At 62.8% G+C, this 15,747-nt stretch carries 12 protein-coding genes and 1 pseudogene; 6 read left to right on the plus strand and 7 right to left on the minus strand.

The features are described 5' to 3' along the window. Nucleotides 1-349: 349 nt before the first annotated feature. A complete protein-coding gene (locus M9890_07440; GenBank protein MCO5176787.1) occupies nucleotides 350-1,585 on the minus strand; it encodes an MFS transporter in 1,236 nt (411 codons plus the stop codon). 215 nt (nucleotides 1,586-1,800) lie between these two features. On the opposite strand from M9890_07440, the gene M9890_07445 reads away from it, so the two are divergent. Continuing rightward, the gene (locus M9890_07445) at nucleotides 1,801-1,992 is read left to right on the plus strand and encodes a hypothetical protein (protein MCO5176788.1); all 192 of its coding nucleotides are present in this window, start codon (nucleotides 1,801-1,803) and stop codon (nucleotides 1,990-1,992) included. 111 nt (nucleotides 1,993-2,103) lie between these two features. Continuing rightward, the gene (locus M9890_07450) at nucleotides 2,104-3,072 is read left to right on the plus strand and encodes an MFS transporter (protein MCO5176789.1); all 969 of its coding nucleotides are present in this window, start codon (nucleotides 2,104-2,106) and stop codon (nucleotides 3,070-3,072) included. Nucleotide 3,073: 1 nt separating this feature from the next. Here the strand turns inward: M9890_07450 and M9890_07455 are convergent, their stop codons facing one another. Further along, nucleotides 3,074-3,265, minus strand: coding sequence for a hypothetical protein (locus tag M9890_07455; GenBank protein ID MCO5176790.1), 192 nt, complete (start codon nucleotides 3,263-3,265; stop codon nucleotides 3,074-3,076). 100 nt (nucleotides 3,266-3,365) lie between these two features. On the opposite strand from M9890_07455, the gene M9890_07460 reads away from it, so the two are divergent. Then, entirely contained in the window at nucleotides 3,366-4,352 is a 987-nt protein-coding gene (locus tag M9890_07460; protein MCO5176791.1) for an N-acyl homoserine lactonase family protein, read from the plus strand. Between the two features lie 193 nt (nucleotides 4,353-4,545). On the opposite strand, the gene M9890_07465 is transcribed toward M9890_07460, so the two are convergent. Both M9890_07465 and M9890_07470 read right to left on the minus strand, forming a co-directional pair. Then, entirely contained in the window at nucleotides 4,546-5,757 is a 1,212-nt protein-coding gene (locus tag M9890_07465; protein ID MCO5176792.1) for a CoA transferase, read from the minus strand. Nucleotides 5,758-5,759: 2 nt separating this feature from the next. Then, complete coding sequence (locus M9890_07470; protein MCO5176793.1) at nucleotides 5,760-6,554, minus strand: enoyl-CoA hydratase/isomerase family protein; 795 nt, start codon at nucleotides 6,552-6,554, stop codon at nucleotides 5,760-5,762. Between the two features lie 289 nt (nucleotides 6,555-6,843). Here M9890_07470 and M9890_07475 point away from each other — a divergent pair, with 289 nt between their 5' ends. Together M9890_07475 and pdxH are read left to right on the plus strand one after the other, a co-directional pair. Then, the gene (locus M9890_07475) at nucleotides 6,844-8,523 is read left to right on the plus strand and encodes an ATP-binding cassette domain-containing protein (protein ID MCO5176794.1); all 1,680 of its coding nucleotides are present in this window, start codon (nucleotides 6,844-6,846) and stop codon (nucleotides 8,521-8,523) included. A gap of 57 nt (nucleotides 8,524-8,580) precedes the next feature. Next, the gene (gene pdxH, locus M9890_07480; GenBank protein MCO5176795.1) at nucleotides 8,581-9,243 is read left to right on the plus strand and encodes a pyridoxamine 5'-phosphate oxidase; all 663 of its coding nucleotides are present in this window, start codon (nucleotides 8,581-8,583) and stop codon (nucleotides 9,241-9,243) included. A 411-nt stretch (nucleotides 9,244-9,654) separates the two neighbouring features. On the opposite strand, the gene M9890_07485 is transcribed toward pdxH, so the two are convergent. The 3 genes and pseudogenes from M9890_07485 to M9890_07495 all read right to left on the minus strand — a co-directional run bounded on the left by M9890_07485 (nucleotide 9,655) and on the right by M9890_07495 (nucleotide 13,800). Then, nucleotides 9,655-10,956, minus strand: a complete 1,302-nt coding sequence (locus tag M9890_07485; GenBank protein ID MCO5176796.1) for an NADP-dependent malic enzyme — start codon at nucleotides 10,954-10,956, stop codon at nucleotides 9,655-9,657. Between the two features lie 141 nt (nucleotides 10,957-11,097). After that, nucleotides 11,098-12,165: pseudogene (locus tag M9890_07490) on the minus strand (NADP-dependent malic enzyme). A 99-nt stretch (nucleotides 12,166-12,264) separates the two neighbouring features. Then, the gene (locus M9890_07495; GenBank protein ID MCO5176797.1) at nucleotides 12,265-13,800 is read right to left on the minus strand and encodes a molybdopterin-dependent oxidoreductase; all 1,536 of its coding nucleotides are present in this window, start codon (nucleotides 13,798-13,800) and stop codon (nucleotides 12,265-12,267) included. A gap of 168 nt (nucleotides 13,801-13,968) precedes the next feature. Between M9890_07495 and M9890_07500 the strand changes: the two genes are divergently transcribed. Beyond that, nucleotides 13,969-15,651 carry an FAD-dependent thymidylate synthase gene (locus M9890_07500; protein ID MCO5176798.1) on the plus strand — a complete coding sequence of 561 codons (1,683 nt, stop codon included), beginning with the start codon at nucleotides 13,969-13,971 and terminating at the stop codon, nucleotides 15,649-15,651. The last annotated feature ends 96 nt before the right edge of the window (nucleotides 15,652-15,747 follow it).

A 15,747-nucleotide genomic window follows, 5' to 3' on the forward strand; every position in this document is an offset into this window, starting at 1 on the left:
TGGTGGCTCCGCTTGATAGACCGATCGGCTCGACACCATCAGTCTATCCGGAGCCATCTCTTCTTTAATGCGACAACGTTGTGCCTCGCGCTGTCATCGCCGTGAGGCGACCCTCTCGTGCAGAGTCCAAAGTACTTGGCGTCCTGTGGCACGGCGTGGGGCGGGCATTGCATCGAACATCTAGCGCATCGTCATGGGGTTCAGTCGTGGCCTGCGCAGGTTCGAGACACGACGGCTCAGCGCGGGAACGTCGCCTCACGGCGAGGGCAGGACCCGGCCTGTCCGTACGGAAAAGGCGCACTCCTCGCCGCTCATAGAGGGGCTATTCCTCTGAAAGGGGATGGTCGCCTCACCCCGGCCGACGATCCGCCACACCTGCCGCCTCCAGCCGAGCCTGCTCCTCCTCCAGTTGTGCGTCAGCATCCAGCTCAGCCAGGCGCGCACGCGTCATGCGCGGCAATAATGCCCCCATCGCCACCGACGCCGCGACGACCGCCGCGCCACCCAGGAACATGGCCAGCCGCGGTCCAACCAGCCCGGCCATCATCCCGCTCTGAAACTCTCCCAGCCGTGGCCCGCCGGACGCCATCGCCGAATGCGCCGCCGCAACCCGCCCACGCAGTGGGTCCGGCGTCGCCAACTGCCGGATCACCGCCCGCATGGCAACGCTCACCGAGTCGGACGCCCCAGCACCCGCCAGCGCCAGCAGCGCGACAACTAGCGTCGTGCTCAGGCCAAACACCATCAGGCTTGCGCCATAGCCGATGACCGCCCCGACCATCACCAACCCCGGGCGATCCGGCTGCGGGACGAGACTGACCAGCAACCCACCAATTACCGCCCCTGCCGCCGGCGCAGACAGCAGCAGGCCGAACCCTTCCGGCCCGATTTTCAGCACGTCGGTCGCGAACACCGGAGCAAGACCCACCGTCGATCCCAGCAATGTCGCAAGGAAGTCCAACAGGATGACACCCCAGATCACCGGCGTCTTGCGGATGAACGCCAGACCCTCTGCAATCGCCTCAAAATGGTTGCGGCGCACAAGTGGTGGCTCCAGCCGCGTCTTCATTGCCAGCAACGCACCAATAACGAAGATGAACGACGCCGCATCGAGCAGGTAGGTGCCCGATAAGCCAATGCGTGCGACGGCCACCCCACCCACCGCAGGACCGACCATCCGCGCCACCGCAAAGACGAGGATATTCAATGACATCGCAGGTGCCAGCTCGTTGCGCGGCACCAGCGCCGGGATCAACGCCTGCCGCGCCGGACCGTCGAACGCCGAAATCGCAGCCGCGATCGCTGCGACAGCGTAAAGCAGCACGATCGTGACATTCCCGTTCGCCGTCGCGCCCGCAATAACCAGGCTGATGGTCATCAGTCCGGCCTGCGTCAGCAGCAAGACACGCCGTCGATTGAACGCGTCCGCGACCGACCCACCGATCAACGACGTCGAGAAGATGGCAAGCGCCCGGATCAGGCCAAGAATGCCAAGCTGAACCGCCGACCCTGTCATGTCGTATACCTGCCAGGACAGCGCCGCAGCGTGCATCTGCGTGCCCAGCATCGAAACGAACTGACCCATCCAGATGTATCGATAATCCCGGTGCCGCAGCACGTGCACCGGTAACCGACGTCGTCCGTCGCTATCGACCCCGCTCAGACATGTCCCCCATCCACCCCGACCCACCACGCGTGCGCTACAGGCGGGTCAGGATACTGGCACGTCTGGAATCACGCCACTTGTGCCCACGTAGCAGTGGAGTATGATCGCCTCGCCAATGGGGATCAGGGGAGTACATGACGTCCAGCGAGAGCGCGACACCATCTGAAGCGCCCACTGATGCAGTGGTCGATCCACCGCGTGATACCGCACGCTTCGGCGCGCTCGAGGCTCCGGTCTTCCGCAACTACTTCCTGGCAACCATTGTCTCGAACATCGGCTCCTGGATGCAGATCTCCTCGCCCAGAGCTGGCTCATCCTTGAGCTGACCGACTCGCCCCGTTCTACCTCGGTCTGGTCGGCCTCGTGCGAACCGTCCCGCGATCGGTCTGCTCGTCGGCGGCGTCCTGGCCGATCGCTTCTCGCGCACGCTCATTCTCATGATCACCCAGACCGTCATGGCGCTCTCATCGCTGGTCATCGCCATCCTGACCGTTGCCGGAGTCATCACCGTCTGGCACCTGCTCATCATCTCGTTTATTTCGTCGGTCTTCTTCTCCGTCGACAACCCTACCCGCCAGGCGCTCGTTCCCGACCTCGTCGGGCGCGAAAAGCTCGCCAGCGCCATCGGACTGAACTCCGCCGCCTGGAACGCCGCCGCGATCATCGGCCCGTCCGTTGCCGGCATTCTCATCGCCGCCGTCTCTATCTCCGGCGCGTTCTTCCTCAACGCAGCCAGCTACATACCCGTCCTCATCGTCGTCGCCATGATCCCGCGCGTTGAACGCAAAGCAACAACATCACGCTCGATGACGCGCCAACTCAACGAAGGACTCGCCTACATCAAGTCCGACCGCATCATCTGGGGCATCTTGCTCCTGATCGCAATCCCCAGCGTCGTCGCTCGCCCCTATACGCAGATGATGCCAGTCTTCGCCCGCGACGTCCTCGGCCTCGGCGCAACCGGCTTCGGTGTCCTGATGGCCGCCAGCGGGCTGGGCGCGCTCGTCGGCGCACTCATCACTGCATCCCTCGGCGGCTTTGCCAAACGCGGCTGGCTGCTTGTCATCAACACAGTCGTCCTCGGCATCACCCTGGTCGGGTTCGCCCAGTCGCGATGGATCATTCCCTCAATCATTCTGGTGATCTTCGTCGGTGGCACATCGACGCTGATGATGTCGCTCGCCAACACGCTGCTGCAGGGACTCGTCCCCGATACCATGCGCGGCCGCGTGATGAGCGTCTACACGTTGATTGCCGGTGGATTGATGCCGCTCGGCTCGATGATCCTCGGCGCAGGCGGTGAGAAGATTGGTGTGCCACTCGCCGTCGGCATTGGCGGTGTCATCACGATCATCGTCGCACTCGGTTTTGTCCGTGGGTTTGAGGATGTGCGCCGCGTCCGCTGAGTTAGCGGCCCAGCGCCAGATACAGCAGCAAAATGCAGCCCAACGCCACGACCGTCATCACCAGACCCGTGAGCACGCCCCAGATCGCCGCGCGCCGCCGACCCTCGCGCACAAGCGCTTCGTGGGCGGCCTCAGTCTGACGTGCCGAATCGTCAATCTGCGTCGACGATGTCGCATCGGTTTCTGGCTGCATCTGGTCGTCCACCTGGGTGGAGTCCAATCGTTCGGATTGCTCTTCGCCGCAATCGGTCGATAATCAATCGCGACGCATCTGTCGGAGAAAGCAGGATACCATGGCAACGCAGGTTCAATCGCTCACCGTTCTCGACCTCGGGCGCGCCAACATCGACATGGGCACCGTCATGGCACCCGGCGATCTGGATGGCGTCTGGGCGGTCTGCGCCTTCCCCGGCTACCTCGTCGAGCTCACCGATGGTCGCCATATCCTGATCGACACCGGCCCGAATCGTCGCCACATCCGCGAGCCGATGTATGAGTATGTCGGCACCAGCTTCGGCGACCACCTCATCCCCCAGCTCACCGACGCTGACGACATCCGCAACCGCCTGGCCGAACTGAGCCTGACGCCCGCCGACATCGACATCCTCGTCCTCACCCACAATCACTTCGACCATGCCGGCAACGTCGCCGACTTCGCGGACAGCGAAATCATCATGCACCGCGCCGACCACGCCGTCGGCATCGAGCGCGGCCAGAATGGCCTCCCCGGCGGCATCCCCGCACACGCCGACGATGGCCGCGCCTTGCGCTACACACTGATCGACGACGACACCGAGCTCGCCCCCGGCTTCACCCTGGTCCACACGCCCGGCCACAGCCCCGGGCACCTGTCGATCGGGCTCGACCTCCCCGATACCGGCTCCGTCATCCTCGCCATCGACGCCATCTACTCCGCCACGAACCGCGAGCTTGGCAACTACCGCATCGGCAGCGACCCCGCCGCAGGCGCACGCTCCGCCACCCGCCTCATCGACCGCGCCACCCGCACCAACGCCCTGCTCATCTACGGCCACGACCCGTCCAATGGCCATCACTCCGCAAAGGCACCCCAGAAATACACCCTGACCGCCCATCCAGAACCTTTCGTAAGGACTGCTTTCAGCGCAGTCCGTCGCCATGAGGCGACACCCCCACATCGGATGTGCACCTGTTCACCAAGTGCCGTCCGCGCGCAAACATTCCGTGCGGACAGGACCCGGCCTGTCCACCGTGAGGCGACCCCCCCGCGCCGGATGCCGACGCCACCACGCCGCACCTGAAAGGTAGAGGCGTTTGGCATACGCCCGTTCGGCACCCCGACCTGTTCCGACCGACAGTAACGGTGTCCGAGCGCATCTCCTGAATGGTCGGTGCCCAACACGGGCGTATGAATACGCCCATACATGCACATGGACAATTCGTCATCACTGAGCGATTCGACTCGGGGCGATTAAGCGCCTTACATGCGCCCCCCTACACCACCCCCAACGTCCCCGCCTTCACCAACTCCACGATTTCACTCTCCGACAACCCAATATCCGCCAGAATCTCCGCACTGTGCTGCCCAAGCACCGGCGGCGCGTGGCGCACTCCCCCCGGCGTGTCGCTCAGCTTCACCGGCAGACCCAGCAGGTGCAGTAGCCCGGCGGTCGGATGCTCGATCTCCACGACCATGTCGCGATGTCGCACTTGCGGATGATCCAGCGCATCATCCACGCCCAGGATCGGTCCGCACGGCACACCAGCGTCGTTGAGAATCGACTCCCACTCCGCCGACGTCTTCGCCTGCAGCTTCGCGCTGATCAGCTCGGCCAACTCCATTCGGTTGGCGTGGCGACCACCATTCGTCTTGAACCGCTCGTCCTCCAACAGCTCCGGCGCCCCGATCGTCTTGCAGAGAATCGGCCAACGTTTGTCACCCGTCCCGCCGACCGTCAGGTAGCCGTCCTTCGAGCGGAACACGCCGTACGGCGCGTTGATTGGATGGTGGTTGCCGGCCGGTGGCGGGACATCACCGCCATTCAGATAGCGCGTCGCCTGGAACGCCAGCATCCCGACCATGCTCTCCAGCAGCGACGTCTCAACGCGCTGCCCTCGCCCCGTCTGCTGCCGCGCTTTCAGCGCCGCCAGCACGCCGTAAGCACCGAACAATCCAGTTAGCAAATCGGCGATCGGGATGCCAACCCGCGTCGGCTCGCTGTCCTCAAAGCCGGTAATGCTCATCAGGCCCGACACACCCTGGATGATCTGATCCAGACCCGGCCGACCGGCGAACGGTCCATCCGCACCAAACCCCGAGATCGAGCAATAGATGACACCAGGGTTCGTCGCCGACACCCGCTCATATCCGATGTTCAGCGCGTCCATTACGCCGGGACGGAAGTTTTCAACGATCACATCCGCCGTCGCGGCCAGTTTCCGAAAGACCTCTTGCCCCTCCGGCACCTTCAGGTTCAGCGCCAGCGAGCGCTTGTTGCGGTTGGCGGCCAGGAAAAACGCGCTCTCGCCGTTGAAGAACGGGGGTCCCGACGATCGCGCGTCCTCACCCTTCCCCGGATTCTCAATCTTGATGACATCGGCCCCCAGGTCTCCGAGCCACATCGCCGCCGTCGGTCCGGCCAGATGGCGACCCAGGTCAATCACACGGATGCCAGATAGCGGCATCGTCTCCTGTGCAGACGACATACTCACTTCCCCTGCCAGTTCGGCTTGCGCTTCTCGAGGAACGCGTTGACGCCCTCTTTGAAATCCTCGCTCATGTAGGCGCGGACCACGAGGTCCGTCTCGCGCGGCGGACGTCGCGAGTGCAGCACCCGTCGCACCGCCTCCTTGGTCACCTGCAGCGTGATCGGCGCATGCCCGGCGATCTTCTCGGCCAGCGCACTCACCCGCTCGATCAGATCCTCGCCCTCGACGATCTCATTCACCAGCCCGGCCGCCTGCGCATCCTGCGCCGTTACCATCTCTGCCGTGAAAATCATCGCCTTCGTTCGCGCCGGACCAATCAGATCAACTAGCCGCGCGTAACCACTCATCGACAGGCAGTTGCCCAGCGTCCTGGAGATCGGCACGCCAAACTTCGCGTCCGGCGTGCAGACTCGCATGTCGCACGACAGCGCGATCTGCGCCCCGCCACCAACAGCGTAGCCACGCACCGCCGCGATCGTCGGACGCTGCAACGCCTCCAGCCGCGAGAGTGCGCCTTCAATCCGCGCCTCGTACTCGATCGCGTGCTTCGGTTCCTTGAATGCGCGGAACTGGCTGATGTCCGTCCCGGCGACGAACGCCTTCTCACCGGCGCCGGTCAGCACCAGCACTCGAACATCCGGGTCATTCTCAACCTCGTCGCAAATCCGAACCAGCTCGTCATACATCGCAAACGTCATCGCGTTGCGTGCCTCCGGGCGATTGAATGTCACCCAGGCGATCGGCCCACGACGCTCAAACAACACATGCTGATTCGTCTCAGTGCTGGTAGTCACGCGCTCTCCCTCTGTTCGCCACCATCGTTGCCCAAACGCTCTTCGCCGCATGGTAGCCGCCACCAGTCAACCTGCGCAACGGCGCAACGGCCTTCTGGTTGCGCATCACCTGTCTACATGCTAGGCTGTCTCCCTGATCGGCGCATCCATGCGCGACGTGTGGGAGACTCCCTTGACGACAGACCTGTAACCAGATCGAACAACGACCGGTGCATTCCGGCTCGTGTCGTCCATCGTCAAACGATGAGGTTGCAGGTACCCTATGTTGCTCAGTGTCTCTCAGATATCCATGTCTTTCGGCCCCATTTCCGTGCTCAACGACGTGTCATTTGTCGTCAATACCGGCGATCGCGTAGGCCTCGTCGGTGCCAACGGCGTCGGCAAATCAACGCTGCTCCGCATCATCACGGGTGAGATCGCGCCCGACAGCGGCACGGTTCTCATTCCCGACGGCATCACGCCCGGCTATCTCGCCCAGCAGCCCCCCCTGCTGCCGAATGCCACCGTCGACGATCTGATCTATGAGATCCTCGGGGCATTACGTCAACTGAAAACGCGACTCCGTGAAATCGAAATTCGGCTCAGCGACTCCGAAGGCGATGTGGACACTTTGCTCGTGGAGTATGGCGAACTCCAGGAACAGTTCGAGCGCGCTGGAGGCTACGAGATCGACCACCAGATTGAGATCGTGATCGACGGCCTCGGTCTCGGCGACCTCGACCGCCAGCGACAGTTCGCCTCACTTTCCGGCGGCGAACAGGAACGGGTCCTCCTGGCAACCTTGCTCCTGCGCTCCCCCGATCTCCTGCTGCTCGACGAACCCACCAACCATCTCGATTTCGACGCCCTGGGCTGGCTGGAGAATTACCTGTCCACCTATCCCGGCGCGATCCTCGCCGTCTCGCACGACCGCGCGTTCCTCAATACGACCGCCACCCGCATCATCGAGATTGATGAACGCACCCGCACTGCCAGCCAGTACGTCGGCAACTACGATGAATTCGCCGAACAGCATGAGCGCGAACGTGCAGAATGGGTTGCGCAGTACGCCGCCCAGCAGGATGAAATCCACGAGCTGCGCCGCGCGATGCGCGTCACGAGCCGCCAGGTCGCGCCGAACCGCGCGCCGCGCGACCCCGACAAGACCGCCTACGACTTCAAAGCCGGACGCATTGATATCGCCATCGCTCGCGGCGTTCGAGCCGCAGAGGAACGCCTGCGCCGCATAGAATCCGACGCAATCGAGAAGCCGCCCAGCACGCTACGCATCCTGCCCAGGTTCGATGTGGCCACCCTGCGCAGTGCCGAGGTCATTGCAGCAACCAACCTGCGCCAGGAATGGGACGGCAAGGTCATCCTCGATGATCTGTCCTTCGTCGTCGGCGCTGGCGACCGCATTGTCATCGTCGGCCCGAACGGTGCCGGAAAGACGACGCTGCTCAACATCATCGCTGGCCGCGCGGCACCAACCGGCGGCGAGGTTCACGTCGCGCGCGATGTCCTCCTCGGCTACCTCGATCAGGCTGCCGACCTCAGCGCCGAATCCGGCTGTGTCCTCGATGTCTATCGCCACGGACTGGATCTTGATCAGCAAACAGCAATTGATGAACTCATCCGCTACGGACTGTTCACGATCGAAGACATCTGGAAGTCGGTCAGTGTCCTGAGTGCCGGTGAGCGACGCAAGCTGCAACTCGCACGCCTGTTGGCGGAGCATCCCACCGTCCTCCTGCTCGACGAGCCAACGAATCACCTCAGCTTCGATGTCCTGTCCCGTCTGGAGCACGCGCTGTTGGAATACCCCGGCCCGCTCATCTGCGTCTCGCACGACCGCTGGTTCATCGAGCGCTTCACCGGCATCGTCTGGGAGATCACGAACGGTCGCATCGTCGTCCATCACGGTGCACCGTCCGATGCACTCGAACGCCTGTCAAACCCCGCCGCATCAGGCATTCCGGATGTATCATGACGAGTGGTCGCTGCGTCGGCAGCAACCTGAGTTGGCTTGCGGCAGGGACGGGGATGAATGACCGACACAACGAAGGCTGAGTTGTCAATCGCAGACATGCGTCGCGAATATCGCCAGCCGGGGTTTGACGAAGCCGACGTCGACGATGATCCGTTTCTGCAGTTTCAAGCCTGGTTCGAGGACGCCGTCCACGCCAACGTGATCGAATCTAATGCCATGATCCTCGCGACATCCACACCGAACGGCTCACCTTCCGTCCGCGTTGTCCTGCTGAAGGGCATGGACGAAGACGGCTTCGTCTTCTACACCAACTACGAAAGCCGCAAAGGTCACGAGCTCAACGCCAATCCCCGCGCCGCGCTTCTCTTCTATTGGCCGGAACTGACCCGCCAGGTCCGCATCGAAGGCCGCGTCGAGCGCGTCAGCCGCGAAGAATCCGCTGAGTACTTCCACTCACGCGCCCACCTCAGCCAGCTCGGCGCCTGGGCATCGCACCAGAGCACCGTCATCGACAGCCGGGAAGAGCTCGAAACACGCATGGCCGACCTCGTCGAGGAATACGACGGTAAAGAAGTGCCGTTGCCATCATTCTGGGGCGGCTACCGCCTGCACCCCGACCACTTCGAGTTCTGGCACGGCCGCCCCAACCGCCTCCACGACCGCATGCAATACACCCTTCAACCCGACGGCAGCTGGGACATCCACCGCCTGTCGCCGTAATCGCCCCCAACCTTCCGTACGGACAGGACCCGGCCCGTCCTCGCAGCGCGGCGACACTCCCGCGCAGATAATTGCGGTATCGGCGTATCGCCACCATTGTTGTCCGGCTTGGAGAATGAGCGCCTCACCGCGATGGTCAAGCCGGGTCACATCCCGCCGGATGTATCGGCGGCGGCTCGCTCACCTGTCAGGATCGGTGTAATCGACCATTGGCCGACTCATCAATGTCAAGTTGTCCGATCCGACAGCCACCCCCGAAACCTGTCATTTCGAACCGCAGTGAGAAATCTCCCCCCGTTAACGACGCTCGACTTCAGAAGGTCACATTCCGAACCGTCTCCCACACACAGCAAAAAGGCGCGAGCGGCACCCCTGCCACTCACGCCCTGAACTACCTGTTACGTCTACCCCTTACACGGGCACCTTACCCGTATAAATCCGGTCGTGCGTCCGCTGCGCGACATCCGCAGGATCGAGCGTGGTGCGTGCGACGCCCGTCTCAATCGCGGCACGCGCCACCGCAGCAGCCACTGCCGGCGGTACCCGCAGGTCGAGCGCAGCCGGCATGACATAGTCCGGCTCCAGCTCATTTTCCTTGACCAGATCGGCAATCGCGTAGGCCGCCGCAACCTTCATCTCATCGTTAATGTCCAGCGCCTTCACATCCAGCGCCCCACGGAAGATGCCAGGAAATGCTAGCGAGTTGTTGACCTGATTTGGATAGTCTGAGCGGCCTGTCGCAACGACCAGCGCGCCACTTTCGTGCGCCAGAGACGGTTCAATCTCCGGGTTCGGGTTGGCCAGCGCAAAGATGATCGGTTGTCTGTTCATCACACCGATATCGTCTGGGGTGAGCGCTCCGGCACCGGACACGCCGATGAACACGTCTGCGCCAGCCAGCGCGTCGTGGAGCGTTCCGCTGACATTCTCTCTGTTCGTCAGTTCCGCCATCTCGCGCTTCGGGCCGTTCATGCCGGTCTTGCGGTCTCGCGAAATGATGCCGAGACGATCGCACATGATGATGTCACCTACGCCTGATGACAGCAGGAGCTTCGACACCGCTATGCCCGCTGCTCCGGCACCATTTACCACGACCTGCACACCCTCGATCGGCGTCCCGCGTAACCGCAGTGCATTCAGCAACGCCGAGAGCACCACTACAGCGGTTCCATGTTGATCGTCGTGAAAGACCGGCAGCTTCACGCGCTCCTTCAGCCGCCGTTCGATCTCAAAGCAGCGCGGCGCGGAGATGTCCTCCAGGTTGATGCCGCCGAACGACGGCGAGATACCAGCGATGATGTCCACAATCCGCTCCGGATCGCGCTCAGAGATGCAGATCGGGAAGGCCTCAACGCCCGCCAGCGTGTGGAACAGGACGGCCTTGCCCTCCATGACCGGCAGCGCAGCCTCAGCACCGATGTCACCCAACCCCAGCACAGCCGTGCCGTCGGTCACGATCGCGACGATGTTGTCCTTCACCGTCAGCTCGAACACCGACATCGGGTCGCGGTAGATTTCCGCAGCCGGGGCCAATGCCGCCGGTGGGACATACAACACATTCAGAATGTGGTGGTCCTTGATCGGGATCTTCGAGCTGATTTCAAGCACGCCCCCAAATCGCCGCCGAAGGTCGAGCACTTCCTCGCGCAAGGTGCTCGGTTTGGTGCGCACAGCCGGGCGTGTCGCGCCGTTGGACGACGAGCGCGGCAGCATGACGCCCTCGTAGACGAATCGACGTGTGCGTTCAGCAACTGCCTCTGGATCTACATCGTAGAGCGCCTCGCCCGTCTCGATTGCCGCCTGCACTACTGCTGCCGCAACCGCCGGAGCTACGCGGTAATCGAAGATTCGCGGAACAATGTTATCCGCGTTCAGCTCGTTTTCCGGCACAAGCGATGCGAGCGCGTCGGCGGCATACAGCAGCGTCCGCAGCCGGATATTGCGCGCCCCGCTGTCCAGCAATCCGCGGAACACACCCGGGAACACCAGCGAGACATCCATCATGTTCGGATGGTCCGAACGCCCGGTGGCTACGACCGCGGCTCCGGCTTCCTTCGCATCCGACGGGTCGATCTCCGGATGTGGAATCGACATCGCCAGCACAATCGGATCCTCGGCCATCGACGCGACCATCTCGCCAGTGAGGATGCCCTCCGACGAGACTCCGATGAACACGTCTGCGCCGTGCAGCATGTCCGCCAGCGACCCACATCGCCGCTCGATGTTCGTCTCCTTGGCGAGATACTGCTTCGCCCAGTTCATGCGTTCCGGGCGTCCAGAATAAATCGCTCCGGCCCGGTCGCAAACGACGATGTCGCGCACTCCAGCCCGATGCAACAGGCGCGAAACCCCAACCCCGGCAACGCCAGCCCCGGCGATGACGACCCGGCAATCTTCCAGCCGGCGGTTCGTAACCTTCACCGCATTACGCAGCGCGCCCAGCACGAGCACAGCCGTGCCATGATGCTGGTTGGAGAACACCGGAATCGTCGACGCCTTCTCCAGATGGTCGGCAATCGTGAAACAACGCGGCGCACTGATGTCGTCAATACAGATCGCGCCAAATGTTGGCGCCAGTGCCGACGCCGCATTCACAATGTCAATCGGATCAGTTATGTTAAGAGCGATCGGAAAAGCGTCGATGCCGGCAAAAGTCTTGAACAGGACGCTTTTCGCTTCGAGGATTGGCAGGACTGCTTCTGGTGAGCCGCCCTCACGGCCGAACAGGTCGGAGCCGTCAGAAATAATCGCAACCGTATTTCCACGACTGGTCAGGTCAAATGCGGACTCAGGATGCTCGACGATCTCGAGGCATGCTTCTGCGACGCCAGGTGTATAGACGAGGCCGAGGATCGACCTGTCGCGAATCGGTACCTTACTGTTGATGCCGATCAGGCCCTGGTAGCGCCTGCGGTAGTCCAATCCCTCTTCTTCGTGATCGATGCGGTACAACGTCTATCCAAGCCGTTCCCAGTTCTGCACATTCATGTCAGCGCTCAATTCTACGCCACCCGTCCGCGATCAGATCACTCCGATCTCGATTGAGTGATACCCGGTCGCGCCCGACGGAATCGGATCGCGCCGCGACGACGTCTGCACCTCGCCATTTCCGTCAGTCGCACGCGCCAGAACCCGGTACGCACCGGCAGTTTGGGCGTTCCACGTGGAACGCCAGATCACCCACGATAGCGCTGAAATCTGCTGGATCTCATCGACGGCCTGCCAACTGGTGCCGCCATCAAAGCTCAGCTCGACCGCCGTGATGCCCCGGTCTCCCGCGTAGGCGATGCCGCCCAGCTCGACTGCCCCACGCTCGACGACCGCCCGATTCGATGGCAGGTCAATGCGCGAGAACGTCTGGATGGTTCCGTCCTCAGTCCAGCCGCGTTGTTGCCAGTAGCCACGGAAATCGCCGGCTACCAGATCGATCCGCTCGATCCACTTCACGTTCTTAATGCCGTACTTCCCCGGCACGATCAATCGCGCTGGCGCACCATGCGTCGCGTTCAGTGGCTCGCCATTCAGCTGCACCGCCAGCAGGACATCCTCGCCCATCGCGCGCGTCACCGGGATCGACTCGGTGTAGCCATCCGCCGCGTAGAGCGCAAGATCGACCGCGTCCGGCTGCACGCCGGCCCGCGTCAGCAGGTCCACCAGCCGAACTCCACGCCAGACACCATTCGACACGAGGTCGCCGCCGATCTTGTTCGAAATACAGGTCAATGTCGTCGGTTGCTCGACACTGGCCATGCCGGCCAGGTCGACGTACGCCAGCGTCATCGGATTCGCTACCAGCCCGCTGATATGAAGCGCCCAGCGATCAACGTCCGGGTCCGGGTCAAGGACATTCTTCGACACGACGTAAAACTGACTTTGCGGAGTGATCGCAGTTGGAATGCCCGCCTTCTTGCCACCAATCGCACCCTTCCGCACGTCGACAACCAGCTTGCCGAGGTACCCAGCGCTGATCGCAACGAGCGCTGTCGCCCCGCCAACCAGCAGCCGTCGCCGACCCTGATCGAACGAGTCCACCCGGGTGGACTGTCGAGCGAAAGCACTGATAAGCGCCGGATATATCAGGTATGCGGCCAGCGCAAAGACGAATGCGTCAATCGCCGAACTGACGCCAATGTCGATCAGGCTTCGGTTTGTGAGCGCCGTCTCGCTGTTTGCTTCAGCCAGCAGGACGAAGAACGCCAGCGGGAACCAGGCCCCGATCGCCATCGAAATGAGCCGGACGATCCGACGTCGGACCGTCATGACTTCCATCAGAGATGGCTGCAACAGCGCCATGCCGCCTCCGACAATCCCCATGCCAACGACCACCCCGACGACGAGCAACGGTTTGGCGAACGATCGCAGCGATTCAAGCAGGAACGAGAACAGGCCCGTCGGCAGCGCCTTCAGCGCCGTCTGTGCAGCCAGCTGAATGAGCGGATCGCCGGCTGGTGCGCCCCGCCGAGCCAGCGACAACGCCAGCATCACCAGTGTCGCCAGGCATCCCGACAGAAATAGCGCCCGCGTCTCGGTTCGATTGGTGCGTGTGGAATCATCCATCTTGACCGTCATTCGGTTATTTCGGCGCTGACCAGCGTGTCAGCCACTGCCGCGCGGCCCATCACCGCCTGCGACGTTGACAATCTGGGACACCTTGCGGTTGGCAGCCTGCCACCGTATGCTGTGTACGTACACATGTGAATCTTCGCAGTCGATCCAGGGGGAACCATGTCCGCACTGCCGGAGACTGCCTCCGATAACTTCTATCCGCTCGCATCAAAGCCGCCGACAATTCGCCTGCTCCATGAAGAATCAGCCGCGCACCCGTTCGCGCTGACGGTCGCTGCCGCCTGGTCGTGTTATGGCGCGCGTCCGGCGCGAGTCGAGAATGTCCTGAAGCTCATGGACTCGACGCTCGATGACGGCGACGAGTTGCGTCCGCATCGTCGTAGCCGCGCCCAACGCCTGTACCGCGACCTGTTCGACGCTGGTCATCACACGACGTTCCAGCACGCCAACTTCGTCTTCGTGCTGGACGGCGTGTCGCGGCTGGCGATCTGGTCGTTCTTCCATCACCATCCACATTACAACTCGGAGCAAGTGTCCCAACGCTATCGAGAAGTCTCGGGCAAGGTGATGGTGACGCCGGGACTGAACGAACAGCAGGAACAGATCTACCGCGCTGCCCTGCAGCGTGCGGTCGACGGCTACCGTTCGCTTACCGAGATCCTCACACCGACGCTGGCCGAGCGCTACGGGAAGGTCTTCCCGTCCCGCGTTCGAGCAACCGGGCAGGAGGCCGAGCGCCGTGTCGCCGATGCCGTCCAGAAGCGCGCACAGGAAGTCGCGCGCTATGTCCTGCCGCTCGCGACGCCCGCGCACCTCTATCACACGATCAACGGCCTGACGTTGCTGCGCTATTACGTGCTGGCCAATCAGATGGACGTTCCGGCCGAGGTGCGCTACATCGTGAACACGATGGTCGCCGAAGTCCTGCGCATCGATCCGTACTTCCTCGGCGCGCCCGGCTACGAGCTGGACCTGCAGATCCTCGCCGCACAGGACACGCTTGAGTATGAAGCGCTGTCCGAGATGCAGCAAACGATTACGTCAAGCCGAGATGATCGCTTCTTTCAGGAGTTCGATGCGGAGCTGGGCGGCGTGAACTCGCGCCTGGCGAGCTACGACCCAGCGGCTGAACAGACGCTGGCCGCTGCAGTTCGAACGGTCCTTGGCCGGACTGCCGAGGAGATGAGCGACGAGGACGCGTTGCTGGCTGTGCTTGATCCAGCTCAGAACGCCTACCTCGGTCACTCGCTCTTCCTGGCGATGAACTCCAAGCTGATGCAGACGATGAACCACGTGTCGTTCACCTTCCAGAAGCGCATCAGCGGTGCGGAAGATGCACAGAACCAGCGCCATCGCGGGACGCTGTCGTCCTCGCCGGTGCTGGCGGCACACCTGCGCGAGCAACCGGATGTCATCGTTCCGCACGAACTGTTGGAGAACGAAGCGGCGCTGGCCGAGTACCACGCGACCGTCCAGGCGCTTTGGGATGCCAAGAACCAGCTGCTGGATGACGGTGTCGCTCCGGAGAACGTGCTCTATCTGCTGCCGAACAGCCACCGGTTGCGGTTCTACGAGACCGGCACGCTCATGACCTACTACTGGAAATGGGTCAAGCGGCAGTGCTACAACGCGCAGCGCGAGATCTTCGAGACGGCAGTTCAGGAAACAGCGCAGGTCCGCGAAGTCTTCCCGACAATCGGCCAGTTCGTCAGCGGGCCGCCGTGCGTGCTGCGTTCGCGGGCCGGCACCAAGCCGTTCTGCCCCGAGGGTGAGCGCTACTGCGGCATCCCGGTCTGGCGCAACTTCGATCCGGATACGCTCGTCAAGCGCCGGATTCTGTAAAGCGTATTCCGTATTCGCAGCACCAGGTTGCCGCCCGTCGGGTCAGTCCGGCGGGCGGTCGCCTATACTGAACGTCTATCGACACAGGGTCTGAAC

The organism is Thermomicrobiales bacterium, assembly GCA_023954495.1.
Classification (GTDB): Bacteria; Chloroflexota; Chloroflexia; order Thermomicrobiales; family CFX8; genus JAMLIA01.